We start from the raw sequence: 26,372 nt of genomic DNA, 5'->3' as shown, positions 1-26,372 counted from the left end.
GAAGTCTCCGTTCACTCGCCGCGGGCGGCCATGATGGTCTGGATCTCGTCCTCGTTGATGCCGACCATCGCCTCGCCGAGGTTTTCGGACAGGCGCGCGAGCAGGTCGGCATCCTGCCAGTTGGCGGTGGCCTGCACGATGGCGGCGGCACGCTTGGCCGGATCGCCGGACTTGAAGATGCCGGAGCCGACGAACACGCCTTCCGCGCCGAGTTCCATCATGAGGGCCGCGTCGGCCGGGGTGGCGACGCCGCCGGCGGCGAAGTTGACGACGGGCAGGCGGCCGTTGTCGTGCACGTACTTGGCGAGGTCGTACGGCACGGCGAGCTGCTTGGCGGCCTCGTACACCTCGTCGTCGCGCAGACCGACGAGTTCGCGGATCTGCTTGTTCATGGTGCGCATGTGGCGCACGGCCTGGATGACGTCGCCGGTGCCGGGCTCGCCCTTGGTGCGGATCATGGCGGCGCCTTCGGCGATACGGCGCAGCGCCTCGCCGAGGTTCTTCGCGCCGCACACGAACGGCACGTCGAACTGGTTCTTGTCGATGTGGTACACGTCGTCGGCCGGCGAGAGGACTTCGGACTCGTCGATGTAGTCGATGTCGATGGCCTGCAGGATGCGCGCTTCGGCGATGTGGCCGATGCGCACCTTCGCCATGACCGGGATGGACACGGCGGCCTGAATGCCCTTGATCATAGCCGGGTCGCTCATGCGCGAGACGCCGCCGGCCGCACGGATGTCGGCCGGGATGCGTTCGAGGGCCATGACGGCGCACGCGCCGGCGTCCTGCGCGATTTTGGCCTGTTCGGGCGTGGTCACGTCCATGATGACGCCGCCCTTGAGCATTTGGGCGAGGTTGCGGTTGAGTTCGGCGCGGTTCTGCGTCATGGTGTCCCCCTGTGGTCTGTGGCCAGCCTGTGGCCAGTCTGTGGTCGACCGGTCGCGAACGGCCGGATCGTGTTCGTTGGTGTGCGATTGGCAACGCGACCATTATCAAATGCGCGCATTGCCGCCTAATGGACCGGTCCAATTCGGATCAGTCCAATCCGCGCTTTCCTCACCCATCCAATTCACTCGAGCCCGCCCGCGTCATCGCACACCGCGCGCCATCGTGCACCGCGCGCCATCGTGCACACGCATCACGCGTTCATCGCGCCCCGCATCGCGCCCCGCATCGTGCCCCGCAACGCCCGCGCCGCGCGCAAGAATTCATCTTCGCTTCATCGCGACGCACCGTCCGGGCAACGGCTCCGACAGGTCGCGCGCCTACTACTGGAGGCATGCAGATCAGGATGGCCATGCATGACGCGACAGCCCGCATGCCGCGTATCCGCAGTATCCACCGCATCAGCGCCGCGAGCGCAACGCACGCCACGCACGCCGCACCCCGCAACGCCGGCGCCGCCGCAACAGCATCCTCCGCCACTCCCCGACTGAATCTCGTCCAGACGTTCTCCATCGGCTTCGGCATGCTCGCCATCGCCGCCGCGTGGGCCATGTACAACGCGTTCGTGCCGATCAAGCTCAAGGAGCTGGCGATCCCCACCGCCATCGTCGGCATCGTCATGGGCATCGACAACCTGTGCGGGTTCACCGTCCAGCCGCTGTTCGGCATCCTGTCCGACAAGGTGCGCACCCGCTGGGGCCGGCGCATCCCGTTCGCCCTGTTCGCCATCCCAGCCGCGGCCGTCTGCCTCATGCTCATCGCCGCGGCGCCGAACGCCCCGCTGACGATCGCCGCGGTCGTCGTCTACGCACTGCTCATGTCGACCTGCCGCGCGCCGATCGTCGCGCTCATGCCCGACGTGACCGTATCCAGCCAACGCAGCACAGCGAACGGCGTCATCAATTTCATGGGGTCGATCGGCAACGTGCTCGCGCTCGGCGGCGGCAGTCTCCTGTACCGGCGGTACGGCATGTCCGTCACGTTTGTCGCGGGCGCGTTCATCATGGTCGCCGCGGTCGCGGCTCTGGCAAGGCTGGTGCGCGAACCGGCCGAATTCCGCACCGAGCCGGGCGAGCCGGCGCGACTGCCGTTCGTCAGTTGGCGCGAGTTCCGCGCCGCCGCGGTGCCGCGGCTCGATCTCGACGGCGACGATCGCCGTCGCTTCCGCGTGATGCTACTGGTTTTGTTCCTGTACACGATGGGATCGAGCGCGATCGAAACGTATTTCACGCTGTATGCGACGCACGATCTGGGCATGGACGCGAGCGCGGCGAGCGGCGGACTGGTCTGGTTCGCGGTCAGCGGCATCCTGTTCGCGATTCCCGCCGGCTGGCTGGGCACGCGGTTCGGCCGGCGCGCGACGATGGGCGCGGGACTGCTGCTCGCGATGCTGATGCTTGCGCCGATGCCGTGGGTCGGGCGCGCGGAGCTGCTGCCGTGGCTTGCGTTCGCGTTCGGCATTCTGTGGATGATGGTGCTGGTCAACGCGCTGCCTTGGGCCACCGAGTTGGGCGGCACGGAGCACACCGGCACGATGACCGCGTACTACTACCTCGCCACGTCGGGCGGAGCGGCGATCAGTCCGGCGCTGTTCGGCCTGATCCAGCAGGCGACCGGTTCGTACCGGTGGATGTTCCTGTACGCGATCGCCGGATTCGCGATGGCGTTCGCGCTGATGCCGTTCGCCGGGGAGAACGGAACCGGCCTGTTGCCGTCCGCCGCCGTCTCCCGCACGCCCGACTGGTCACGCGACGGCAAATCCGCCACTTTTGCCGTCGCGTGACTCCACCAGCCAACCGTCAGCCGGCACCAGTCGGCACGCAATGGAATTTCACGTGCATATGCCGTTGCGTGACCCCGTGACGACACAAAGCAAGGTCACGCAATGGCAAAATCACCCGCCACGGCCATCTCGTGAGCAAGCCATCCTGTCATGCAATGGTCGTCAATCGTTCAACTTCCATTGCATGACCGCACAACGCACCTTTACGAGGTCACGCAACGGCAAAATCACCCGTCACAGCCATCTCGTGAGCAAGCCATCCTGTCATGCAATGGTCGTCAATCGTTCAACTTCCATTGCATGACCGCGTAATACGCCTTTACGCGGTCACGGAATGGTAAAACCACCAATCGCAGCCATCCCGTGACCAAGTCGCTCCGTCACGTAACGGCTGTCAAACGATCTACTTCCATCGCGTGACCGGAACGCCGAGACACCGGAACGCCAGATGCTACGCTTCGTCGGGTTCGTATTCGAGGATGTCGCCGGGCTGGCAGTCGAGCGCCTCGCAGATCGCGGCCAGTGTGGTGAACCGGATGGCCGAGACACGGTTGTTTTTGATCTTCGACAGGTTCACGTTCGTGATGCCCACCTGATCGGCCAGCCAGTTCAGCGACCGCCCGCGCTCAACCATCATCCGGTCGAGTCGGAGCACGATCCGCCCGCTCATCACGCGCCTCCAGTCATCACGCGAGCCATCGCATCAGCCGGCACGCACACCGTAGTTCTCCGCCGCACCGCTCGCATCGTCACCCACATACCGTCGCACGACATCATCATCGCGCTTCCCGACATCACCACACCGCAACCGCTCACAACAAACTCCGATCACAGCAGCCCGTCCACGTCGCGCTGCAGCGTCGCGCCGTAGCCGAACACGAACGACAGCAGGAGCATGAGCGCTCCGGCCAGCATGTACTCGAGCAGCGAGAAAAACTCCAGCGAGACACCAACCGACGATCCGATGATCATCATCAGCAGCATCGAAATCACGCACATGGCGCCCGCAAGCACCGGCTTGAGCATGAGCCCCCAGCCGATGCGTTCCAATCCGCGCTGCGCGTCGGCGCAGAACGGCGTCAGGCCATTCGCAGCCGTATCGCCGACCGATTCGGTGCCAGATCCGCCATCGCCCGCCCATGCGCCGATCGCCGCGCACAAATCGCGCGCGCCGCCGGCCACGAGCACGTTCAGCCATGCGTTCGCCACGCCCGCGATGCCGAAGCACGCCAGCGGCAGACCGCCGTCGTGGAATTGGAACCGCACGCCGGCGATCTGCGAGTCCATGCCGAAAAACCAGTCGCCGACCTGCAGGCCGTACGAGGTCACATCGCCGCCGCGCGTCGTGAGCAGCCACGGATTGAACAGGCAGAGGATGAACACGATTGCAATGAGCGCGGTGTATGCCACGCTGATCCACGACACCGCCACGAGTATGGTGCCGATGCGCGTGCCGAGGCGGGCGTAGGTGCGCACGTTGTCACGATTGCATGTCCATGTCAGGCGTTTCATGATGACCTCCTTGTCATCCCCGGACCAGCCATCGCGGCCGTCACGGCTTTCGTTTCACCTCCAGTATCCGTCCATATTTATCGTTTGTCAATAAACTTTTAATGTTTTGCGACTAGTCACGAAGGACTTACCCGCCCATTCCGCGATTCACTCCCGCCAAGGAAGGAACCGGAGGAACCAGGGGAACCGAGAAGCCGGAGAACCAATGGAACCGGAGAACCAGAAAGCCGGAAACCCCGGCGAAGAACCCGGGAACACCGTTCACTTCGCCGGTACGTCCATGAACCCGAACCCGCGCAGATACCCCTTGCCCGCGGTGATGTCGTACTGGATGAGCCGGTAGTCGCTCAGCAGACGGCGGGTCTCGGCCGACGCATGCGCGACGTCGATCTGCTTGCCGTTCGCGTCGAGGTAGAGCGGCGTGCCGTCGGGGATGCGCGTCCAGCCCTGCGTCACGTTGACCACGGGCGGCTCCATCGCGGGCACGGCCCGATGCATGGCCGTCAGGAACGCGAGGTACGGCGAGACGCGCGCGTTCATGTGCGCGGCGGCCTGCGCCATGAGATAGTTCGGCGACGTGTACGCGTTCTCCGCGGCCGAATCGACGCCGCCCGCCGCGGCACCAGCACCGGACGCACCGGACGCACCGGCACCGGACGCACCGGCCTCCGCTTTGCGCGCCGCCTCGCGCCCGGCCTTGTTCGACCAGATGAAATAGTCGGTTTCGTGCAGCGGGATCGAATTGCGGTCGTCCGCGCTTGCATGCTTGTAGATGCTCGGCAGATGGTCGCCGTAGAAGATCACCGTGACCGGCTTGCCCAGCGCGTCGAGTTTGTCGAGAAACGCCTTGGTGTACTGGTCGGTGTAGTTCATGCCCTTGGCGTACGTGGCGATGTGCATGCGCTCGTCGGCGGCGAGCGGCGTGCCGTTTGTGGAGGACGCCTTGAACTGGTTGTGGTCGTACCAGTCGTCGTAGCCCATGTGGTTCTGCATGGTGACCAGCTGGATGAACCGGCCGCCGTTGCCGGAGGACGTTTCGGAGGCTTTTTTGGCCGATGTCTTGACGGCCGTCGCATCGTCCGCCCCGGACGCCCCCGCCTTGCCCTCGATCAGCTTGAGCACGCTGTCGTACGACGTTTCGTCGCTGATGTAGTGCGACCGGTCGATCCGCTTCGCATGATCGGCGATGAGCGGATCGTCCTGCGAGTAGAACGCGCCGAATCCGAACTTGCGATAGTTGGTCGAACGCGAGTACAGCGCAGGATTGTACGGGTGCACCGCCTCGCTGCCCGCGCCACCCGCGTTCCAGATCTGGTTGAACGAGGGCGCCCAGCTCATCTGCGGCACGAGCTGCTGGTACGGGCTCGACAGCGACGCGTCGAAGTTGGTCATGCTCAGGCCGGTGAGCGCCTGAAACTCGAGGTTCGCCGTGCCGCCGCCGTAGCCGGACGACAGCATGAGTCCCGACGTGGTCGTTTTCTTGAGCGCGCGGATGTACGGCATCGGGTCGTCGTTGAGCGCGACGCCGGGCACGCGCGTCGGGTCGGAGAACGATTCGGACAGGATCATGACGACCGTGCCGTCGGCGAGATTCGCGCCGCGCGTCGCGTTGATCGTCGTCGCCTGCTTGGCGTAGCGCTGCGCGAGCTCGCGCATCGTCGCCTCGCTGTAGCCGGCCGGCTCGTCCATGACTTTCGGCCGGGTCAGTCTGAGGAACCCGACCGCGACGCCGTTCGACTGCGCGTCCGCGATCGAATCCCACAGTTTCGCGCGATCGCCGAATCCGGCGGCGAACGAGTTCGCCCACGATCCGCTCGTGCCGAGGTCGGCGGAGAACGCGACAAGCAGCGACGCGCACAATACGGCCGCGATGCCGCGGCGGACGCGTCCGATGAACCGGCGCGGCGTCGCGATGAGCGACCGGCGCGTGTCGAACAGCGCGGCCGCGATGCACACGACGAGCAGGATCGCGACCGTGACGCTCATCTGCACGATCGCGTCGGTCGATCCGGCCGGCATGTTGGTGACGGTGTCGCCCATGCCGCCCGCTCCGCCGCTGGCCATGAGCGTGATGTCGGTGGGACGGATCGTTTCGGAGCGCACGAGCACCTTCATGCGTTCGAATACGGCGATGACGCCGATGATGACGACGAACAGGCCGCTGGCGATCCAGAACCGGTTGGTCGCGAACACGAGCACCGCGTACAGCGCCCCGACGACGATGAGATTGAGCAGGAACTGGTATTGACCGCCGCCCGTGAACGTTTTCGCGACGAATTCCCACGGCGTGACGCGGGCGCGCACGATCATCACGCTCCACTGCAGCATGGCGACGCCGGCCGTTGCGAACAGCACGAACGCCGCCGCATACGCCCACCACGGAAACCAAGTGCGGATTTTCGAATTCACCAACAATGCCACGGTTTCAGATTATGCAGGAAACCCCGAGATCGGCCGAGCCGCGGCACAAACCGTCATCTGCGCGTAACCAAAATTCACCCGCCATCCACGCCACGGCCGTTTTGTACGGCACCGGCACGGTTTCACACGCTGTTTCACACGCTGTTTCATACCACATTCAGCCGAACACCCGACGCAACGACACAACCGAACGCGATGCAGCCGCGCACGATGCAACCGTATCAGCCGGGAATCCTGGCGACGACGGAGTTGATCGTGTCGAACGACTCGTTGACCTGATCGACGATCCGCTTGCCCTGCCGCACCATGTCAGTCACCTGCGCGGTGTGCGGCTGCGGCAGCGCGTGGATCGACGACTGCACCCGGTCCAGCACCGCGCCCGCGTCGGACAAATCCTGTTTTACCGACGCGATCTTGGGAATCGACAGCGTTCCGTTCGAGAAGCTTGCGCCCGACAGCAGTTCGGACAGGCTGAAGTCCACCAGCGTACCCTGCGCCGCACTGTCGATCCTGGGCAGCGCGTTGGTCGCGGCGTCGGAGGCCGCATCCAGCATGCCGCGCACCGCGGCGACGTCCGAACCGTAATATGGAACGCGTTCGGCCACGGACCACAACGGTCCGCGCGTCTCGTCACGCGCCGCGACGACATGGTCCCCGGCCTTGTCCAACCGGGCCAGCGCCTGCTTGACGTCACCCTGCTTGATCGACTCCTGCGCCAGGCTCGCATACTCGCCCGCCTGCCGCGATTCGTCAATCACCCGCTGCGCCGACCGCCACAACAGCACACCGAACACGCCCGCGGCCAGCAACAGGACCGCCACCACGACCGCAACCACGGAAAGAACACGTCTATGTTTCCCCATGCCACCAATCTACCGCAGCACGCTACGCCACCAGCGGAGACCCGGCATTCCCTCCAGGAGCACCATATGCCGGCATCGTCGCCACAACGCCCGTTCCCCGCCGGCAATGGTGCGATACAGCCGCCGAAACACTCCTACTGACGAATTTGCAAAGGTCAGGGCCCGGTCGCCGGTTCCGGCGGGGCATCCATGAACAGCCGTCCATTACATGTCCGCGAAATCCACCAGCGTCACGGCATCGTCCTGCGCGGCGCGCGCGGTGACGTGTTCGTCGAAACCGTTCCTGGAGAAGAGCATGTAATGGGCCCGCTCGGGATGCAGCAGTTCAGAGCGACTGCGCAAGGTTTCCAGCTGGCGCAATTCCGACGGGACACTGCGCCATTTGCATTCGCAGAACAGCATCGTCTTCGGCTCCTCTCCGGCGGCGACGATATCGATTTCCTCCTGGCTGCGCGTTCTCGGGTCGGCACCCCACCAGCGTCCCGCGTCGAGCAACAGGAACGGCAGATCATCGGTGCCATTGTGCGCCCAGAGCCATTGCATGCACATGTCCTCGAACACCGCTCCCATGAAGTCGTTGATCGAACGCATGATGCGATCGGCGGCCATGTCGACGTTGCCGGACCGGATCAACGGCATGTTCACCGGCACGTACCGGTACCAGAAGCGGAAGAACGAATCCTCGATCCTGTAGATCGTCTTGCGCGGCGAGTCCTCGCCGAACGGCGTTTCCTTGCGCACGATGCCCAGGTCGATGAGATTGCGCAGATACGTCGCGCACGACGACGTTTCCATGTGACTCGCCGTGGCGATGGCGTTCGACCGCGACGCTCCGGACGCGATGGCCTGGATGACCGTGTTGTACTCGGCCGGCGCGCGCAACTCCTGCTTGAGCAGGTTGCCCGGCTCCTCGAACAGGTAGCAGTCCGGGTCAATGATGTTCCAGCGAATGTTGTCGCGGATGCTTGTCGCATCGTCGAACTGCCTGAGATATTGCGGTATGCCGTCCGTCAAGCCATAGGCCACGGCCGCTTCCTCGGCCGTATACTTCGGCAGGAACTTGCGCACGTCGGCATAGCCGAACGGCTCCACCCTGATCTGCGCGGTGCGTCGCCCATACAGGGGACTGGCGTATCCGAGCACCTGACGCTCCATGAACGACATCGAGGAACCGCACAGAATGATCATGAGCCGGCTGTCGTCCTTATGCCTGTCAATGGCATGCTGCAGCACGGAGCTGACGGAACGGTCCGCCTTCGCCAGATACGGATACTCGTCGATCACGAAAGCGAGACGTCGTCTCTGAGCGAGAGCGAAGACCGCTTCCAACGCCGAGGCGAAGTCGCGATAGATCGGCGCGGATTCCGCGGCATTCCCGAGATCGCCGGCGGCATCGCCGAGACCAGCGCGATACATGGCGATGCTGCGGCTCAACGTTTCAAGATTCCCCTCCATATTGGACTCGATGGCAGGGAAAAAGATCGACGGCTTTCCTTCAAGGAATCGATTGATCAGCGTGGTCTTGCCGACGCGCCGCCTTCCGTACACGACAACGCATTCGAAACGGGACGAATTCCAACGACGCCCCAACGCGGCAAGCTCTCTATCCCTACCCACGAACACGAGAGAACCACCCCTACACCTTAATTATAGAATTGTAATTTACTAAATTACGATTCTATAATGTGATTCGACAGTCGGCAAGGGGCAGCCAAACCGGGATGACCGTTCGACATGACAACGTGCGGACGATTTCAGGCTGCGCCCGGACGACATGAAGACGACGACATGAAGACCCATACACCGGAATGGCAAACTCACCCGATGTTGCCGCCGAAAATCTCGGATTGGAGGTTTTTGCGCGCGGTTTCCATCTGCGTGATCTGACCGAGCAGCGCGATTTTCTCCGCACCGTCCGGCAAGGCCGCCATCTGGCGTTTGGCCGCGCCGATCCGCCGCATGAAGCCGATGTCGAGCAATCGGGCGAGCAGTTCGGTCGCGTAGCGCTTCTCGTCGGCCGTAGCCGGGCGCAGCTGCGCGGCCGCCGGATTCGTTCCGTCCGCGCCAGCCGCAGCACCGGCCGCACCGACGCCGCCCGCCGCACGCGCATCGGATTCGCGCACGTCGTTCTCGCTGGGCGGCAGCGGCAGCGGCATCACCGCAAGCTCGTTGACCACCGATTCGAGCATCGGCCCGCCCGCCTTGACGAGATTGTGCATCCACAGTCCCTGCGGCATGTCGTCGGCCGGCAGCCCGCCCGCCGCGGAAATCGCCTGAAACAGCGAACGGAACACCGGCGTCATGAAGTTCGCCAACGTGAGCGACGCGAATCGGGCACGGTCGATCGCGCGCGGCACCTGCACCAGCATCGCCATGAACTGCTGTTCGCAGATGAACACCGCGTCGTCGATCTTGAAATACGTCTGTTCGTTCGCGTCGCGCCGTTCGAGCGCGCGCCGCGCGGACGGGTTCGCGTACGGATTGCCGCCGGACTGGCCGCGCCCGGCGAACCCGGCACCGGAACCGCCTCCGAACTCGCCCGCTCCCTCACCAAAACCGGAACCGCCACCGAAGCCGGAACCGCCACCGGCAAACCGCCGTTTCGGCGCGTACGCGTCCTCGTCGCGCACGCGCTGCTGCCGTCGCGCGTCGCGCACCTCGCGCTGCATGATGTCGAGATCGACGCCGATGCGCCGCGTCGCCTTGCGCGTGTAGATATCGAGCAGCGACCGGTCGCGGATCTGCGCGATAAGCGGCGCGGCGGCCTTGACCGCGCCCATCTGCCCGGTCGTGTACGACGTGTCGAATCGGTTGATCGCCGCGTCGATCACAAAATCGTACAATGGCCGGGCTCCCGCGATCAGCGAGCGCACCGCTTCGTTGCCCCGCTGGATGCGCAGGTCGCACGGGTCGAGATTGTCGTCGGCCACGGCCACGAACGTCTGCGACAGGAACGCCGAGTCGAGTCCGAACGCGTGCAGCGCAGCCTTCTGTCCGGCCGCGTCGCCGTCGAACGTGAACACGATGCGCGAGCTGAGCGACTGTCCTTCGACCTTGAGCGGGCCGACGAGCTGGATCGCGCCGAGCGAATCGTCGGCGATGAGCCGGCGCACGATTTTCGCGTGCTCCGCGCCGAACGCGGTGCCGCACGTGGCGACGGCCGTGTCGATGCCGGCCAGATGCATGGCCATGACGTCCGTGTAGCCTTCGACGATCACGACCTGACGTTTCTTCACGATCGCCGACTTGGCGATGTCGATGCCGTACAGCACCTGCGTTTTGCGGTACAGCGCCGTGTCGGGCGTGTTGATGTACTTCGCGCTGATCTGGTCGTCCTCGTACAGCTTGCGCGCGCCGAAGCCGAGCGTGCGCCCGGTCGAATCGCGGATCGGCCAGGTGACGCGGCCGCGGAAATAGTCGTACACGCCGCGCTGGCCCTGCCGTGCGAGACCAGCGTCGAGCATCTCCTGCTGCGTGAATCCCTTGCCGGCCAAATGGCGGACCAGATTGTCCCAGCCCTGCGGCGCGTAGCCGCAGCCGAACCGTTCGCAGTCGGCCTGGCTGAAGTTGCGCCCGCCGAGCAGCTTGCGCGCCGGCAACGCCTCCTTGGTGAGGATCTGCGAGACGAAGAACCGCTGCGCCTCCTCGTTCGCCTCGAGCAGGCGGGCGCGCTTGGAGCCGGCCGGCTTGTCGGCGGACGAGCCGTTTTCGTAGTGCAGTTCGATGTGGTAGCGGTCGGCGAGCAGTTCCACGGCTTCGCGAAAGTCGATGTTTTCCTGCTGTTCGACGAATTTGAACACGTCGCCGCCGAGACCGCAGCCGAAGCAGTGCCAGACGCCGAGCGCGGGGCGCACGTTGAAGCTCGGGGTCTTCTCGTCGTGGAAGGGGCACAGGCCCACGTACGTGCCCGTGCCGGAGGCTTTCAGCGTCACGCTCGCGGACACGATGTCATACAGGTCCGCCCGCGCGCGCACCTTTTCCACGTCTTCTTTCTTGATCATCCCGGCCATAACGCCCTAGGATACCGTCAGCACAGAATCGAGTGGAGGGCCAGAGCCGAAGTGTCGGTGAGCGAGGCGACCTGGTCGACGGCGACGCGCAGGCGTTCGTCGTCGTTGGTCGCGTCGTTCCAGTCGTCGAGGAAGACGGTTTCGAGCGCGTCGGACGGGCGCGGCGAGTCGGCCATGAGCACGTCGATCAGGTCTTCGACGATGCGCTGCTCTTCGCGGTGCAATGGTTCGCGGGCCCGTGGTTCCATGACAAAGTACACGGCGATGCCCTTGAGCGCGACGATCTCGTAGCTGGTCTCCTCGGGGATGACCACGTTCGCACTGTAGCGCACGAGCGGTCCAGCACCGTATGCGGCACGCGTCGCCTCCTCCACGGACCATGCGAACCGACCGATTAGGTCGCTGGTCGCGTTTTTGAGCTGCGCAAGCGAGGAGCGCGATCCGTTGAAATGGTCGGGCAGCAGCCGCAGCCGGCGCAACCGCGAGAACGCAGAAACCAGCAGATCGGCGTCCCACCGGTCGCCATACCATGCGTGCGTCGCCTCGACGATGCGGTCGATAAGCTTCGCGTCGGCGAGCGCGATCGGGTTGAACGCGCCGGTGGCGATCGCGTCCTCCACGTCGTGCACGGAGTAGGCGATGTCGTCGGCGAGGTCCATGACCTGCGCCTCCATCGGCTTGGTTGCGGCCGGAGCGCCCGTTTTGAGCCAGCGGAAGACGGGTTCATCGTCCGGATACACGCAGAATTTGGTGGGTTTCGCGCCGTGCGCGACGGCGAGCCGCCCGGCTTCGGCGAGCGTCCACGGGTATTTGACGGCCGCGTCGAGCGAGGCGCGGGTCAGGTTGACGCCGGCGGAGCGGCCGTCGGGAAACATGATTTTCGGTTCGAGCCGGGTGAGCAGGCGCAGGGTTTGCGCGTTGCCTTCGAATCCGCCGATGTTGGCGGCGATGCGGGCGAGCGCCTGTTCGCCGTTGTGTCCGAACGGCGGATGGCCGAGGTCGTGCGCGAGGCATGCGCAGTCGACGACGTCCGGGTCGCAGCCGAGCAGTTTGCCGATCTGCCGGCCGATTTGGGCGACTTCGAGCGTGTGCGTGAGCCGCGTGCGCGCGAAGTCGTCGGTGCCGGCGACGAGTACCTGGCTTTTCGCACCGAGCCGTCGCAGCGCGGACGAGTGGATGAGCCGCGCGCGGTCGCGTTCGAACGCGGTACGCGAACGCGACTTGGGCGGCTCGGGCGCCCATCGTTCCTCGTCGGACGCGCCGTACGCTTCGCCGGCGGGTATCGTTTCGGCCGTCGTCATCGCTCTCCTGCCGTCAGTCGTCGATAAGTCGTCTCTACAGTCGGCCGTCGTCAAGTCATCGATCAATCGTCGATATCAATCGTCGATCGCTCGCCGATCAGCAACTCGCCGCGGCCTACAGCAGCGTCGTCGGATCGAGCTTGGCGAGATCGTCGGCCGACAGCACGTCCGCGGCGTGCAGATAGAGCCGCGGAATGCGGTTGCGCAGGCAGGTGAAGATCTCGTAGCTGATCGTGTCGGCGGCGCGCGCCCAGTCGTCGGCGGTCGGTTCGGCGACTTCCTCGCCGCGGCCCGGGCCGAACAGTTCGACGGTGTCGCCTTCGTGCACGCCGAGCGCGTCGCACGATCCGTGCAGGTCGATCATGAACTGGTCCATGCACACGCGTCCCGAGACGCGATACAGCTTCGGGCCGTCATCGGTCATGACGCGCACGGGGCCGCCGGGCTTGTCGACGTGCTTGGCACCCTGCATGTCGAAGCCGGAGGCGGAACGGTGGATGCCGTCCGCGTAGCCGAGCGGCACGATCGCGGTGGACGTGTCGTCGGGGGTCAGGTAGGTGCGGCCGTAGGAGATGCCGTGGCCTTTTTCGACGTGCTTGACGGTGCCGAGCTGCGCCTGCAGGGTCATGGCGGGCTTGAGATCCCAGTCGCGAGGCGTGCCCATGGCCGGATCGGGCTCGTAGCCGTACAGGCCGATGCCGGGGCGCGTGAGCTCGAAGTGGATTTCGGGGCGGTTCAGCGTGGCCGCCGTGTTGGCCAGATGGCGGATTTCCGGCGGGATTCCAGCGGCTTCCATGCGCGCGGTGAACGCGTTGAAGTTGGCGATCTGCCGGTCGGTGGAGGCGACGAATTCGGGCACGTCCGGCGAATCGGCGACGGCGAGGTGGCTCCACTGGCCGACGATGTGCAGCACGCCCTCCTTGGCGAGGGGCACGAGTTTGGCGAGCGCCGCGTCGAACGATTCCTCGGTGAAGCCGTTGCGGCCGAATCCGGAGTCGACCTTGACGTGCACGCGGGCGGGCTTGCCGAGCTTGCGCGCGGCGGCCGCGACCGCGTCGATGCCGGGCAGCGAGCCGACGGACACGTCGATGTCGTTGGCGATGAGCTCGTCGAACGGCACTTCCATGCCGTTGTAGACCCAAGTCAGTATATGGCAGCGGTCGGGGCCGATGCCGAGCTTGCGCAGCAGCAGCGCCTCGTGCGATTGCGCGGTGCCGAGCCAGGTCGCGCCGCCCGCGAGCGCGGCGAGCGCGGCCGGCAGCAGGCCGTGGCCGTATGCGTCGGCCTTGACGACGCCCATGACCGCGGTGCCGGAATGCGGCCCGCCGACCACGTCGACCAGATGGCGCATGTTGTCCCGCAGCGTGGCGAGATCGACGATCGCCTGCGCGGGGTAGCGTTTGCGCGCGGCGCGGTAGTTGGCCTCGCCGGCCGGGGATGAGAATTGCCATTGCGGTGCTGCATTGAGAGTCATGCGCTCCATTGTGGCGCGCCATTGTGACGAATCGCGCACGAATCGCCGCGCGGCGGGCATATGGCCGGGGCATATGGCGAACGCGAGGCGTTCGCACTGCGACCGTTCCACGCCTTGAGACAAAATCCGCGAATGTCCACGACTTGTCCACAACATGGCCATACACTGTCACCAATCGTTCGAGCCGACGTAACGTTCCCGGCACGAACTGTTCTGATTCCCGGCGTTGAGGCGTGCCGGGGTCCCGGAAAACCGTCCGGTCCAGCCCATATCCATTCCGTATTGAGAGAAGACTCATGGATCTTTTTCGCAAGAAATCGGTGGATCAGCTGGTCGCTGAATCCACTCCATTAAAGCGTACGATGCACACGTTCGATCTGACGATGCTCGGCATCGGCGCGATCATCGGCACCGGCATCTTCGTGCTGACCGGCAAGGGCGCGCTGACCGCCGGTCCGGCCCTGTCCGTGTCGTTCCTGCTGGCCGCGGTCTGCTGCGGTTTCGCCGGCCTGTGCTACGCGGAGTTCGCGTCGATGGCACCGGTGTCCGGCTCCGCCTATTCCTACTCGTATCTAGCTTTCGGCGAGCTGATCGCGTTCGTGATCGGCTGGGATCTGATCCTTGAGTACGCGCTGCAGGCGGCCACCGTGTCCGCCGGCTGGTCGGGATATTTCAACAAGTTCCTTGAGGGCTTCGGACTGAGCCTGCCGGTCGAACTGACCGCCGCGTACGGCACCACGCCGGGCGTGACCACATACTTCAACCTGCCCGGTTTCGTGATCGTGCTGATCATCACGTGGGTGCTGTCGATCGGCATCAACCAGACGAAGAAGACCAACGACATCATGGTCATGATCAAGCTCGCGATCATCGTGCTGTTCATCGTGTGCACCATCTGGTACGTGAACCCCTCCAACTGGAAGCCGTTCTCCCCGTACGGCGTGTACACGTTCCAGCCCGGTTCGACCCAGCCGTACGGCATCGTGCCGGCCGCGTCGATCGTGTTCTTCAGCTTCATCGGCTTCGACGCCGTCTCGTCCTCCGCCGAGGAGACCGTCGAGCCGAACAAGACGCTGCCGAAGGGCATCCTGCTGTCGCTGGCCGTCTCGACGGTGCTGTACATCGTCATGACGTTCATCATGACCGGCATCGTGCCGTACAAGGAGTTCGCGAACTTCATCGACGCGCCGGTGGCCGGCGTGATCCTCGCGACCGGCATGAACTGGCTCGCGTTCATCGTCAACCTCGGCGCGCTCATCGGCATGACCACGGTGATGCTCGTGCAGCTGTACGGCCAGTCCCGCATCTGCTACGCGATGAGCCGCGACGGCCTGTTCCCGGAGTTCTTCGGCCATGTGCACGAGAAGTACCGCACGCCGTTCAAGGGCACGTGGTTCTTCGGCATCCTGACCGCGGTGGCGGGCGGCTTCATCAACATCAACGTGCTGTTCGAGCTGGTGAACATCGGCACGCTGTCGGCGTTCATCATCGTGTCCGCCGGCATCCTGTGGATGCGCAAGACGCAGCCGGACGCGCACCGCGGCTTCCGCGCGCCGCTCGTGCCGTTCACGCCGATCTGCGCGATCGTGTTCTGCCTGATCCTGATCGCCGGCCTGAACTGGGAGACGTGGCTGCGGTTCGCCGTCTGGTTCGGCCTCGGCCTGGTCGTCTACTTCGCCTACAGCCGCAAGCGCTCCAAGCTCAACAAGACCGCCGAGTAGCGCTGTCAGGCCGCAACGGCCAGAACATCCACAGGAGCTCCCCTTGCCAGGGGAGCTGTCATGCGCAGGCATGACTGAGGGGTAGTCAGAAGATCGTTCGTCGATCTCCGAGCTACCCCTCAGTCGTTGTTATGCCTCACCACTCGTGCCGCTGGTATGCGATGCGCGTCGTATCGGTCGGCCGGTCGACGAGCTGGATGAGCCCGCAGCGCGCGAATCCGCTCGCTTCGAACACGTGCTGCATGGCCTTGTTGTTGGGATGCGTGTCGGCGCGCACGTTGCCGTAGTGCTCGAGCGCCCAGCGGATGCAGTCGCGCGCCGCGTGCTTGACGAGACCGGCGGAGGCGATGCGGTGGATGGTCACGTACGTGTCGTCGTCCAGCCACGCGCCGTCGATGGTTTTGTACGTCGGATCCTCGCCCGTGCACAATGCGAACTGCGCGAGGATGCGCTCGTGCCCGTCGAGCGTGTCGACGAGCAGCATGGTGCGCCCCTGCGCGATGTCGTCGAGGATGACCTCCTCGCGCGGGAACGTGTTGCCCCACTGCGTCGGATTGCCGTTGCGGGCCATGAGTTCGCGGGCGTGCGCGTAGATTTTCTGCATTTGCGGAAAATCGCGCATGGTCGCATGGCGGAAATGCCGGGACGGCGCATTGGACACGGTTCACCTCGCGGTCGAAGGAATACGTAACTGTCGGCATAGACTAGCACGCCGGCCACACAACCGTCGCCGGATCGTCTGTGACGTGATCGTCGCGCACACCATCGTCCGTCACACCGTTCATGATCGGCGTTCCGCGGGCCTGCGACCGCCGATCACCGACCGCCGACCCGCGAAACGTCCGCCGCGTCACACGCGCAGTACGACCTTGCCGAACACGTCGCCGTCAATCACCTTGGCGAACGCGGCGGGCGCGTCGGCGAGCGCGTACGTCGAGTCGATCGCGGGATGCAGGTCGGCGTGTTCGACGAAGCGCAGCAGGCGCGCGAAGTCGTCGCGCGAGCCCATCGTGTTGCCCTGCACGCGGATGTCCTGGAAGAAAATGCGCGTGAGTTCGGCGCCGGGCTGGTCGCCGGTGGTCGCGCCGCAGACCGCGATCGTGCCGCCGGGCCGCACCGATTTGACCGAATGGCTCCACGTCGCCGCTCCCACCGATTCGATGACCGCGTCGACCTTGCGCGGCAGGCGCGCGCCCGGCTCGAACGCCGCGTCGGCGCCGAGGTCCAGCGCCTTGGTCCGCTTGGATTCCGAACGCGAGGTGACGAACACCTCGAGTCCGGCCGCGTGCGCGAGCTGGATGGCCGCGGTGGATACGCCGCCGCCGGCGCCCTGCACGAGGATCGTGTCGCCGGGCTTCACGTTCGCGCTGGTGAAGACGAGCGAGTAGGCGGTCAGCCAGCTGGTGCCGAGCGCGGCGGCCTCGTCGAGGTTCAGATTCGCGGGTTTGGCGAACACGTTCGCGCTCGGCACCTGCGTGCGTTCGGCCATGGTGCCCTGGTATTGTTCGGACAGGATGGTGCGGCGCTCGCCGGGCATGACGCCCGCGCCGTCGGTGCCGACGAACGTGTACAGGACGACTTCGCTGCCGGCCTTGAGTCCCTTGCGCACGGGAATGTCCTCGTCGAGGATGCCCGCTGCGTCGGTGCCGAGGATCATGGGCGTCTGTTCGGCGGCAAGCCCCACGCCCTTGAGGCTCCAGATGTCGTGGTGGTTGACGGTGGCGGCCTTGACGGACACGCTCGACCAGTACGGGCGGGGTTCCGGCTCGGGCCGCTCCCCCACTTCCAGCACGCTGAGCGGATCGTCGGCGTTGATTCCTGCGGCGTATACGGCCCTCATCGGCACTCCTTTTCGCGGCGGTTGCGTTTCGGTTCCATTCAACCACGCCCGTCGGTCTGATCCGTCGCGTGGCGGTTTTGACTCGCTCGCAGCATCGTCAGCGAGTCAAAACCGCCACATCATATGCGCGACATATACGCGACGACGGGTGTACGAGCAGGAACAGCGCAACACCAGAGCCGCTACGCTTTGGCGGCATCACGCCTTGGCGAACTGGCCGACGAGCGCGCTCATCCAGTCGAGCAGATCGTCGTATTCGGCGGGCATCTGCTCGGTGAGTTCGACGATCGGCACGTCGGCGCTCTTTGCGGCGGACGTGATCTGGTCGGTGGTGGAGTTGGCCTCCTGCGTGTTGTAGACGAGCATCGAGATCTTGCCGCCCTTGAGCGCGTCCTGGAAGTCCTTGATGTCGGCGGGGGTCGGCTCGCTTTCGTTGGCGGACGCTTGCGCGTAGCCCTTCGGCGTGGCGTCGGTCATGCCGAGGTCGTCGGCGAGATACCATGCGACGGATTCGGTGGCGGCGTACGACTTGCCCTTGGTCTTGGCCGCAGTGTCCTTGATGCTGGTTTCGAGCTTGCTTTCGCGCTCGTGCCACGCTCGGTTGAGCTGTTCGTAGGCGTTCTTGTTGCCCGGATCGGCTTGCTGATAGGCGGCGGTGATCGCGTCGGCGGCCGCGTTGCGCGCCGCCGCGGAGAACCAGACGTGCGGATTGTCGCCGGCCTTGATGCCGGCCGCGTCCGCCGCGTCGACGAGCGTCGCCTTGGTCGACTTGGCGGCCTTGGATGCCCACGGGTCGTAGTCGGCCCCGTTGACGACGGCGACCGCGGCCTTGCCGAATTTGGCGACGTCCTGGCTGGTCGGCTCGTAGTCGTGCGCTTCGACGTTGGTCTTGGTCATGATGTTGGTCACGTTGACGTGGTCGCCGCCGAGTTCGGCCGCGACGGATCCCCACTGGTTGATCGACGCGACGACGGCGATCCTGCCGTCGCCGGTCCCGCCGTTCGCCGACGCCGCGGCGTTCCCGTCGCCGCCGGCCGCCGCCGTTCCGCAGCCGGCCAGTCCGGTCATCATCACCGCGGCCATCGTTGCGGCCATTGCCATCGTCGTGAGTTTCTTCCATGCAGTCATACCGTGCGTTCCTCTTCTACAGTCATGTGTTCCGGTTGACTCCACCACCATACATCATAAATGAGACTCATTATCATTATCAAAGAAAAAACGGCGTGTCCTCCAACTAAAAAATCTCAGAAAACAGGTTTGTCAACACACCCTGAAGCTGGCGGAGCCTCGGCGCCCCCAGTAAAGGGCAGCCTTCGGCTGACTGTATTGTTGGCTCGCCGTCGCTCGTCCCTCTCCTACAAACGCCCATAAAGCTGGCGGAGCCTCGGCGCCCCGCAACAAAGGACATCCTTCGGCCGACTATGCTGCCGGCTCGCTACCGCTTGCCCCTCTCCTATAAACGCCCATAAAGCTGGCGGAGCCTCGGCGCCCCGCAACAAAGGACATCCTTCGGCCGACTATGCTGCCGGCTCGCTACCGCTTGCCCCTCTCCTATAAACGCCCATAAAGCTGGCGGAGCCTCGGGCTCCCTCGGCTGAGGGAGCTGTCACGCGAAGCGTGACTGAGGGAGCGTCGCGGCACGCCAGTGTCGCTTGCAAAAATCGCATCACGCAATAGCGCGATTCCGAATCCCCTCAGTCCCGCTGGCACTCAGGGCACAGCCCGAACACTTCGAGCGTGTGCGATTCGACGGTGAATCCGTGGTTCGTGGCAATCTTGCGCAGCCACGCCTCGCTCGGCGGATCGATTTCCACGGTTTTGCCGCATTTGCGGCATACGAGATGGTGGTGGTGCGCATCCTCGCCGCACAGGCGGAACAGCTGCTGGCCGTCGAGCCGTATCGTGTCGGCCGCGCCGGAATCGACGAGCGCGTTGAGCTGCCGATAGACGGTGGCCAGCCCGATTTTGGTGCCCTCGTCGTCGAGTTTGCGGTGCAGTTCCTGCGCGGAGACGAAATCGTCGCATTCGCGCAGCCGCTGCATCACGGCGTCCTTCTGCCGTGTGTGCCTCACCGGTCCGTTTGTCGCCATGTCCACTTCCTTGGCCGAGCCGGCGGCCTGTCGCGTCGGCGTTATTATCAATAACAATCAGTTAATGATAATAACGCCGTGTGCGCGACAACGGAAGCGTCACGCCTGCGCGCGCACGTCCTCCCCGTCCTGACCGGCGGACGCCGTCGCCACGGACGTGACGCGACGCATGAAGTCGTCGAGGAAGCGCGACTTGTTGACCGCGATCGCGACGCTCGTGGTCTTGAACGGATCGTTGAGCCGGTCGTAGTCGCCGATGGTGCGTCCGCGCGTCGGCCCGTCGAGCTCGACCTTGAGGTTGATCGGCAGCGTGGCGACGAGCGTCGGATCGATCGCCGTGGCGACGGCGAGCGGATCGTGCAGGCCGCAGCCACCGAGCCCCGGCGCGGTTTTCTCGTATGCGGCGATGTAGTAGTCGGTCATGTCGGCGAGGAACCGGCCGGCCGGCGTGCCGAGTTCGCGCCATTGCGCGGTTTCGGCACGCGTGAGCAGCGTCTGCATGGTCACGTCGAGGCCGATCATTTCGGTGCGCACGCCGGAGCGGAACAGGTAGTCGGCGGCTTCCGGATCCTGCGAAATGTTCGCCTCGGTCCACGCGTTCACGTTGCCGGGTACGGTGAGCGCGCCGCCCATGAGCACGATGTCGCCGATCAGGTTGCGGATTTCGGGCGCGCGGCGCAGCGCTGCGGCGATGTTGGTCATCGCGCCGGTCGGCACGTACGTGAGTTCCTTGCCGTAGGTTTTGGCCGCGTCGATGATGAAGTCGACAGCCGGTTCGCTTTCCGCGCTGCGCTTGGCGTCGGGGATGTCGACGTCGCCGACGCCGTTCGCGCCGTGGATGAACGCCGATCCTTGGCTGACCGCGAACGTTTCCTTGGCTTCGGGATGGTCGATGCCGCGATAGACGGGCACTTCGGGATGCCCGAACAGTTCGGTGACGGCGAGCGCGTTGCGTACGCCCTGATCGACGGTCACGTTGCCGTAGGTTCCGGTGATGCCGATGAGCTTGGCTTCAGGGTTGCCGAGCGCGTACGCGATCGCGAGCGTGTCGTCGATGCCGGTGTCCAGGTCGAGAATGATGTTCTTCATGATGGCCTCCTTTGCCATTGCCGAATCCGAATCAGCCACTACTGTCCACGTTCAGCGTATCGCCGCAGCGCCGCCCCGCCAAGCCTTTCCCCGCCACCGCCCCCAGAATTCAACCGTTCTTCATTTATCGAACCGCTCCCGCACCTGCTCCGCCGTACCATACGAAGCCTGCGCCCCATACCCGGTCGCCGCATAAGCGGCCACATACGAGCCAAGCCGCGCCGCGTCATCCAGCGCAAAGCCGGAGGCCAGCCCCGCCAGCACGGTGCCCATGAACGCATCACCGCACCCGGTGGTGTCAACGGCCTCAACCCGAACCGGCGCAATGCGCGTGATCCCAGAATCAGAGCCACGCTCCCCCGTCGCATCCAGAATCACCGATCCATCCCCGCCGAGCGTGACGATCGCCCGATCAAACCCGAGCCCGGCCATGCGTTCCCGCGCATCCGCCCAGTCGAACCCGCTCCAGTCGCCGTCGGCCGGCTCGTCGACGCCGAGCATCTGCGCCATCTCATGCTCGTTGACGAGCAGGATGTCGGCCGCGTCGACCAATTCGCGCGGCAGTCGCGGCACGAACGGCGAGTTGTTGACGAGCACGGTCAGTCCGGCGTCGTGCGCGATGCGCGCGGCCGCGACGACCGTGTCCATCGGGCTTTCGAGGCACAGACCGAGCACGCCGGCGGCGGTGAGCGCGTCGCGTGACGAGGCGATGTAGTCGGCGTCCACCTGCGCGTTGGAGCCGGGCGAGTAGACGATCGTGTTTTCGCCGTGCGCGTCCACGGTGATGACGGTGGTGCCGCTGGGCCCGGGCACGTGGCGCACGTTGGCAGTGTCCACGCCGGCTTTGCCGAGTTCGCCGAGCAGGAAGTCGGCGTTCGCGTCGCCGCCGACCGCGCCGAACAGTCGCACGTGGGCGCCGAGTCGCGCGGCGGACGCGGCCTGGTTGCCCGATTTGCCGCCGGGCAGGATCGTGAGCGGCCCGCCGTTCACGGTCTCCCCCGGCCGCGGCAGCCGTTCGGTCACGACCGTATAGTCCGCGTTCATCGACCCGACCACGGCCACTTCGCCGCGGATCCGTTCCAGCATGTCCAGCACCGCACCGTCGTTTGCGTCGCCCATGACCGTTCCTTTCGTGTGCCACTTCCCAAAGATGGCTATGCCGCACAACCATCTTCATAACAGTTCATAAAAGTTCATAAGCATTCATAAAAATTCTACAAAGCCGCAGCAAATCTACAAGAATCATAAAGAATCATAAAACTTCATAACAACGCCTCCGCCAGATCTTGTTGGCCGACGCCCATGGACACACCCCCCCATCGTCCCCTATCTTTCTCGATTATTTCATTCACAGAGCCCCACCTGCATAACCGCACAATGACAAGCAAGCAGTCAGAGAATCTTCCGAACGACGTGAATCTACAGTACAAAAACCCAACGCGAAAGCGCTTTACACCGGACCAAAATAGGGCAATATACCCCCTATATTCGGGGGTTCGGTGTATCTTATGGGTACTGAGATGAGATTTTCGACAACAAACGAGCCAGATGTGGAAAAGGCGAGCTTGGATATGACACGATTCACGCGACGTTGCGGCAAACTGGTCGCGGCCCTGTTGGCTGGCGGCATGATCCTCGCCATGCCCGCGACCGCGGTCGCGGATCCGATGCCCGAGGAGACGGCCACGCCGACGGTGCAGGCTGACCAGATGCCCGAAGTGCAAACCCAGACCGCCGTCGCGCCCGGATACGATTGCGCGAACGTGACTGAGTGGGATGCGTTGAAGGCGTGCGTCGAGGCTGGTGGTGCCGTCACCCTGACGGGAATGATCGCCGTACCGACCAGTGACGGCGACGGCGCGACCTTACAGGTCGACGACGGGAAGACCGTCATATTGAAGGCCGGGACGAACGGCGGTTTGACGGGCAAGGACGCAAACGGCGCGAGCGTGGCCCGTAATACGAGCGTGCTGCATGTCGCCCAGGGCGGAGCGTTGACGATCGCGGGCGGCACGTACGAGTATCTGAATGCCACGGCCGGCGGCACGTTGGCCGCGGTCGATGGCGCATTGACCGTGACCGGCGGCAAGTTCACCGGCAACACGACGACCGACAGCGGAGGCGTATTTAAAGCGTCCGCCGGGTCCACGGTCACGTTCGGCGTCGAAGACGGCAAGGACATGCCCCGGTTCGAGGGCAACACGGGTGCGACGGGCGGCGTGATCTACACCAGGGGCACGCTTAACGTGCTGTCCGGCCTGTATAAGGCCAACATCTCGACGGCCGGCGGCGACACGAACGGCGGTGGCGCAATCCGAATCACCGATGGCTCTTTGACTGTATCTGGTGGTACGTTCACGGACAACACGGCGGTTGGCGTGGGTGGTGCCATCAGTACGATGAACGGCTCCACGACGATCAAAGACGGTACGTTCAACTCCGATACGACGAACGTCGGTTCGAAGGGCAATCACGCTCCCAAGGGCGGTGCGATCGCCATGCAGGGCGGCACGCTGAAGATTGAGGATGGTACGTTCGACCGGAACCGGGCGACGGCCAACGCGGACTACAGTGGCGGCGGAGCGATCTATGCGACTGGCACGACCACCGTGGTGACCGGTGGCCTGTTCACGGGCAACGGTCAGGATCCGGGCACATGCTCTGTCGCAGTCAACGACAATAAACATGATAATTGCTATGGTGGCCCCCATGGCGGCCAAGCTGGCGGCGGCGCGATCTACTCGATCAACGGCAGTCTGACGATTCAGGGCAGCGTCACGTTCAAGGGGAACTACGCGAAGGCCCGTGATTTCGGTTCCGGCGGCGGTGCCGTCTGGGCGCAGGGCAAGATGTGGATCCGCAACAGTGCAGACGTGCAGGCGACCAAGCCGTTGTTCGAGGGCAACTGGGCTGCGATCGACAAGCCGGCAGGCTCTTATGACAAGAACATCACGACGATGCTGACCGGTCCGGCCACGACGATCACAGCGGGAGGCGCCGGCGGCGCGGTGTTCCTGATGAACGAGTCGACCGCGTACATCACCGGCGGCGAGTATACAAACAACGCGTCGGGTTATCTGGGCGGCGCGATCTACACGGAGGAGCATACGACCACGTACGTAGGCCGCGCGGTCGCATGGTTGAATACGGCGGGTCATTTCGGCGGCGGTCTGTGGTTCTGCCCGTCGGGCAGCTCCGCCGCGTCCAAGGGCGGCAACATCGCCCTGTTCGACAACACGATCGACAATAAGCTCGACGCAAACACCGGCAACCTTCCCCATGAAAATGAGAACAAGGACCTGACTTCAGCCGGCGACGATCTGGCGATCATGAACCCGTACCACAAGAGCGACAACAAGGACATCAACTCGAACACGTTCCAGTTGATGGATACTTGGTTCACTGGCCGTGATGAACGTGCCGTCGACTGGTATGAGGATGGTTCCCCTACCAAATTCGCCAGCGGCTATCAGGACACATGGCTCGGGGGTGATGGCAACCGTTACAACTCCGTCAAGACCAACGCTGGAGATCTCAACTATCCACAACGGTACAAAGAAGGCTCCACGTCGAATGCAAAGATCAAGATTCCCGCCGATCATGCGACGACCCTGTGCCTGTACTACACCAACGGCAAGCGCGGCAACAACACGAGCGCGGACTGCCAGAAGGACGGCTACTATCAGGACAATCTCGGCGACCCCAGCCTGCGGAATGACAAGGGTTTCGGCAACCGAGGCGTCGCGTTGAAGGCCGTCGTCGGGAACGATACGGAAAAAGAGAACGCGCAGAATACTGCGCAGATCCTGATCACGGGCAATGGTTCGCGCCTGTCTGGTGGTGGTTTCGGTTCTGATGGTGTGGTCGTGTTCGACAGCCCGTATTCGATGAGCTGGAACAAGGCCGACGCGAACACCGGAAATCAGGTGACGTCGTCGTCCTCGTGGAAGGTCTCCACCACGGACGCCCAGCTCGATGACCGTGACGATGGTGAGGAGAAGAGCCCGTACATGGCCTCGTCCATGCGCCCGGCGCAATGTCAGGCCACCACCGGCACGCTGCCCCCCAACTGCTGGCAGGATGACGGCGACGGCAACTGGTCTGTGACGGTCACGGACAATGACACGACGCGCGACAACGACAATACGATGGGTTCGATCAGTATCGACAATCTCGCGCCCGGCACGTACACGCTCCAAGAGGCCGTCCCGCCGACGGGCTACGAGCTGAACACGACCGAGTACACGTTCACGATCAAGGCCGCGGGAACCGACAATACGGTGCCCGAACAGCCCAAACTGTCGATTCGGACCGGCAGCGATCAGCTGGTTGGCTCGGATGGTCGTACGATCGGCGACAAGCCGGTGACTGGCGCACTCACGTGGAAGAAGATCGACTCGGCCACCAACGCTGCGATCGGCGGATCCGTGTGGAAGATCACCGACGACAACGACAATACGGTCCCCGGCTACGAGTCGATCACGGACAATACCGGCAATACCGGCGAGGACAGCTATTCGGGCAAGGATACGGATCCGATCGTCGGCTTGTTCAAGATCACGCTTGACGCGACCGGAGCCAAGGGACTCAAGGCGGGCTCGTACAAGCTCGTCGAAACCCAGACGCCGAACGGGTATTGGATGCCTTTGACCGCCGAACACCCGTTCACGGTGGCAAATGAGTACAGCAAGATGACCGCCACATGGACCGAGACCGACATGAAGAATGGCGAGATCTCGAACACGCCCACGAGTGTGTCATGGACGAAGGTCGACGCCGGTTCTCAGACCGCCATTGGCGGTGCGGAATGGAAGCTCGTCCGTATTAAGACCGTCGACGGCACGCCCATCAGCTCCGACCAGCCCGCGTGGACCGTGCTCGACTGCGGTGCCGACAACGACGGATGCACAGGCAAAACCGACAGCAAGCATCCGACCGACGCGTCCCTGAACCGTTGGGCCGATTCGGACAACACCGCCGGCGGGTTCAAACTGGAAAAGCTCGAACCCGGCACGTACGAATTGACTGAAACCAAGGCTCCGGCCGGATACGTGCTGCGCAAGGCCACGTACAAGTTCACGATCACCAAGGATCAGCCTGAACAGTCCGTCAAACTCCAGTCCAACGGCACGGACGTGCCCGGCAACAGGATCGGCAACAGTCGTGCGATCAGTTTCCTCCCGTCTACGGGCGGTCCGACGCCGCGCGGCTGGCTGACCATCGGCATGACCCTGCTCGCCGGTTCGCTCGCGACGACTTGGTGGACGCGCCGCCGGGAAGCCAGGTGATCCCCGTGACGTTCAGGCCCAAGGCGCGCGGCCCC

The 26,372-nt window shown here is 64.4% G+C and carries 17 protein-coding genes and 2 pseudogenes; 3 read left to right on the top strand and 16 right to left on the bottom strand.

Annotation, left to right across the window (positions count from 1 at the left end):
* Window positions 1-11: 11 nt before the first annotated feature.
* Entirely contained in the window at window positions 12-887 is an 876-nt protein-coding gene (pdxS, locus tag KIH79_RS03485) for a pyridoxal 5'-phosphate synthase lyase subunit PdxS (RefSeq protein ID WP_219058130.1), read from the bottom strand.
* Between the two features lie 410 nt (window positions 888-1,297).
* Here pdxS and KIH79_RS03480 point away from each other — a divergent pair, with 410 nt between their 5' ends.
* Window positions 1,298-2,728 (top strand): MFS transporter, encoded by a 1,431-nt coding sequence (locus tag KIH79_RS03480; RefSeq protein WP_219058129.1) that lies wholly within the window; start codon window positions 1,298-1,300, stop codon window positions 2,726-2,728.
* Window positions 2,729-3,179: 451 nt separating this feature from the next.
* On the opposite strand, the gene KIH79_RS03475 is transcribed toward KIH79_RS03480, so the two are convergent.
* The 9 genes and pseudogenes from KIH79_RS03475 to alr form a co-directional block, all read right to left on the bottom strand.
* Entirely contained in the window at window positions 3,180-3,398 is a 219-nt protein-coding gene (locus tag KIH79_RS03475) for a helix-turn-helix domain-containing protein (RefSeq protein WP_219058128.1), read from the bottom strand.
* 158 nt (window positions 3,399-3,556) lie between these two features.
* A complete protein-coding gene (locus tag KIH79_RS03470) occupies window positions 3,557-4,240 on the bottom strand; it encodes a hypothetical protein (RefSeq protein WP_219058127.1) in 684 nt (227 codons plus the stop codon).
* Window positions 4,241-4,501: 261 nt separating this feature from the next.
* Window positions 4,502-6,661: an LTA synthase family protein gene (locus KIH79_RS03465; protein WP_219058126.1), complete on the bottom strand. Its 2,160-nt coding sequence runs from the start codon at window positions 6,659-6,661 to the stop codon at window positions 4,502-4,504.
* A 221-nt stretch (window positions 6,662-6,882) separates the two neighbouring features.
* Window positions 6,883-7,524: a moaA protein gene (locus KIH79_RS03460; protein WP_219058125.1), complete on the bottom strand. Its 642-nt coding sequence runs from the start codon at window positions 7,522-7,524 to the stop codon at window positions 6,883-6,885.
* Between the two features lie 204 nt (window positions 7,525-7,728).
* The gene (locus tag KIH79_RS13105) at window positions 7,729-9,141 is read right to left on the bottom strand and encodes an ATP-binding protein (RefSeq protein WP_338023115.1); all 1,413 of its coding nucleotides are present in this window, start codon (window positions 9,139-9,141) and stop codon (window positions 7,729-7,731) included.
* A 200-nt stretch (window positions 9,142-9,341) separates the two neighbouring features.
* Window positions 9,342-9,569, bottom strand: a pseudogene (locus KIH79_RS13200) (DNA primase); the annotation flags it as partial.
* Between the two features lie 89 nt (window positions 9,570-9,658).
* Window positions 9,659-11,534 (bottom strand): annotated as a pseudogene (gene dnaG / locus KIH79_RS03450) (DNA primase); the annotation flags it as partial.
* Between the two features lie 17 nt (window positions 11,535-11,551).
* The gene (locus KIH79_RS03445) at window positions 11,552-12,835 is read right to left on the bottom strand and encodes a deoxyguanosinetriphosphate triphosphohydrolase (RefSeq protein ID WP_219058122.1); all 1,284 of its coding nucleotides are present in this window, start codon (window positions 12,833-12,835) and stop codon (window positions 11,552-11,554) included.
* A 115-nt stretch (window positions 12,836-12,950) separates the two neighbouring features.
* The gene (gene alr / locus KIH79_RS03440) at window positions 12,951-14,309 is read right to left on the bottom strand and encodes an alanine racemase (RefSeq protein WP_219058121.1); all 1,359 of its coding nucleotides are present in this window, start codon (window positions 14,307-14,309) and stop codon (window positions 12,951-12,953) included.
* Between the two features lie 296 nt (window positions 14,310-14,605).
* On the opposite strand from alr, the gene KIH79_RS03435 reads away from it, so the two are divergent.
* Entirely contained in the window at window positions 14,606-16,030 is a 1,425-nt protein-coding gene (locus KIH79_RS03435) for an APC family permease (RefSeq protein ID WP_219058120.1), read from the top strand.
* 136 nt (window positions 16,031-16,166) lie between these two features.
* Here KIH79_RS03435 and KIH79_RS03430 read toward each other — a convergent pair whose 3' ends face one another.
* The 6 genes from KIH79_RS03430 to KIH79_RS03405 all read right to left on the bottom strand — a co-directional run bounded on the left by KIH79_RS03430 (window position 16,167) and on the right by KIH79_RS03405 (window position 22,168).
* The gene (locus KIH79_RS03430; RefSeq protein WP_219058173.1) at window positions 16,167-16,652 is read right to left on the bottom strand and encodes a GNAT family N-acetyltransferase; all 486 of its coding nucleotides are present in this window, start codon (window positions 16,650-16,652) and stop codon (window positions 16,167-16,169) included.
* 228 nt (window positions 16,653-16,880) lie between these two features.
* Window positions 16,881-17,870, bottom strand: a complete 990-nt coding sequence (locus KIH79_RS03425; protein WP_219058119.1) for a zinc-binding dehydrogenase — start codon at window positions 17,868-17,870, stop codon at window positions 16,881-16,883.
* 198 nt (window positions 17,871-18,068) lie between these two features.
* Window positions 18,069-18,998, bottom strand: a complete 930-nt coding sequence (locus tag KIH79_RS03420; RefSeq protein ID WP_420829348.1) for a metal ABC transporter solute-binding protein, Zn/Mn family — start codon at window positions 18,996-18,998, stop codon at window positions 18,069-18,071.
* A gap of 566 nt (window positions 18,999-19,564) precedes the next feature.
* Entirely contained in the window at window positions 19,565-19,960 is a 396-nt protein-coding gene (locus KIH79_RS03415) for a Fur family transcriptional regulator (RefSeq protein ID WP_219058118.1), read from the bottom strand.
* Between the two features lie 99 nt (window positions 19,961-20,059).
* Window positions 20,060-21,049, bottom strand: coding sequence for a nucleoside hydrolase (locus tag KIH79_RS03410; RefSeq protein ID WP_219058117.1), 990 nt, complete (start codon window positions 21,047-21,049; stop codon window positions 20,060-20,062).
* 120 nt (window positions 21,050-21,169) lie between these two features.
* Complete coding sequence (locus KIH79_RS03405) at window positions 21,170-22,168, bottom strand: ribokinase (protein WP_219058116.1); 999 nt, start codon at window positions 22,166-22,168, stop codon at window positions 21,170-21,172.
* A gap of 452 nt (window positions 22,169-22,620) precedes the next feature.
* Here KIH79_RS03405 and KIH79_RS03400 point away from each other — a divergent pair, with 452 nt between their 5' ends.
* On the top strand, window positions 22,621-26,337 hold the full coding sequence (locus KIH79_RS03400; protein WP_219058115.1) for a SpaA isopeptide-forming pilin-related protein: 3,717 nt from the start codon (window positions 22,621-22,623) through the stop codon (window positions 26,335-26,337).
* Window positions 26,338-26,372 lie beyond the last annotated feature (35 nt).

This window comes from Bifidobacterium miconis, from assembly GCF_019331735.1.
Classification (GTDB): domain Bacteria; phylum Actinomycetota; class Actinomycetes; order Actinomycetales; family Bifidobacteriaceae; genus Bifidobacterium; species Bifidobacterium miconis.
This window is presented reverse-complemented; position numbering and strand designations above follow the sequence as displayed.

What these genes read in the sequence shown, in the direction of transcription:
- KIH79_RS03470 (WP_219058127.1), bottom strand. Translation starts at nt 4,240, where the DNA reads ATGAAACGCCTGACATGGACATGCAATCGTGACAACGTGCGCACCTAC.
- KIH79_RS03405 (WP_219058116.1), bottom strand. Translation starts at nt 22,168, where the DNA reads ATGGGCGACGCAAACGACGGTGCGGTGCTGGACATGCTGGAACGGATC.
- KIH79_RS03430 (WP_219058173.1), bottom strand. Translation starts at nt 16,652, where the DNA reads ATGCGCGATTTTCCGCAAATGCAGAAAATCTACGCGCACGCCCGCGAA.
- KIH79_RS03425 (WP_219058119.1), bottom strand. Translation starts at nt 17,870, where the DNA reads ATGAGGGCCGTATACGCCGCAGGAATCAACGCCGACGATCCGCTCAGC.
- KIH79_RS03435 (WP_219058120.1), top strand. Translation starts at nt 14,606, where the DNA reads ATGGATCTTTTTCGCAAGAAATCGGTGGATCAGCTGGTCGCTGAATCC.
- KIH79_RS03460 (WP_219058125.1), bottom strand. Translation starts at nt 7,524, where the DNA reads ATGGGGAAACATAGACGTGTTCTTTCCGTGGTTGCGGTCGTGGTGGCG.
- KIH79_RS03400 (WP_219058115.1), top strand. Translation starts at nt 22,621, where the DNA reads ATGACACGATTCACGCGACGTTGCGGCAAACTGGTCGCGGCCCTGTTG.
- KIH79_RS03445 (WP_219058122.1), bottom strand. Translation starts at nt 12,835, where the DNA reads ATGACGACGGCCGAAACGATACCCGCCGGCGAAGCGTACGGCGCGTCC.
- KIH79_RS03480 (WP_219058129.1), top strand. Translation starts at nt 1,298, where the DNA reads ATGCATGACGCGACAGCCCGCATGCCGCGTATCCGCAGTATCCACCGC.
- KIH79_RS03420 (WP_420829348.1), bottom strand. Translation starts at nt 18,998, where the DNA reads ATGACTGCATGGAAGAAACTCACGACGATGGCAATGGCCGCAACGATG.
- KIH79_RS03475 (WP_219058128.1), bottom strand. Translation starts at nt 3,398, where the DNA reads ATGAGCGGGCGGATCGTGCTCCGACTCGACCGGATGATGGTTGAGCGC.
- KIH79_RS03410 (WP_219058117.1), bottom strand. Translation starts at nt 21,049, where the DNA reads ATGAAGAACATCATTCTCGACCTGGACACCGGCATCGACGACACGCTC.
- alr (WP_219058121.1), bottom strand. Translation starts at nt 14,309, where the DNA reads ATGACTCTCAATGCAGCACCGCAATGGCAATTCTCATCCCCGGCCGGC.
- KIH79_RS03415 (WP_219058118.1), bottom strand. Translation starts at nt 19,960, where the DNA reads ATGGCGACAAACGGACCGGTGAGGCACACACGGCAGAAGGACGCCGTG.
- pdxS (WP_219058130.1), bottom strand. Translation starts at nt 887, where the DNA reads ATGACGCAGAACCGCGCCGAACTCAACCGCAACCTCGCCCAAATGCTC.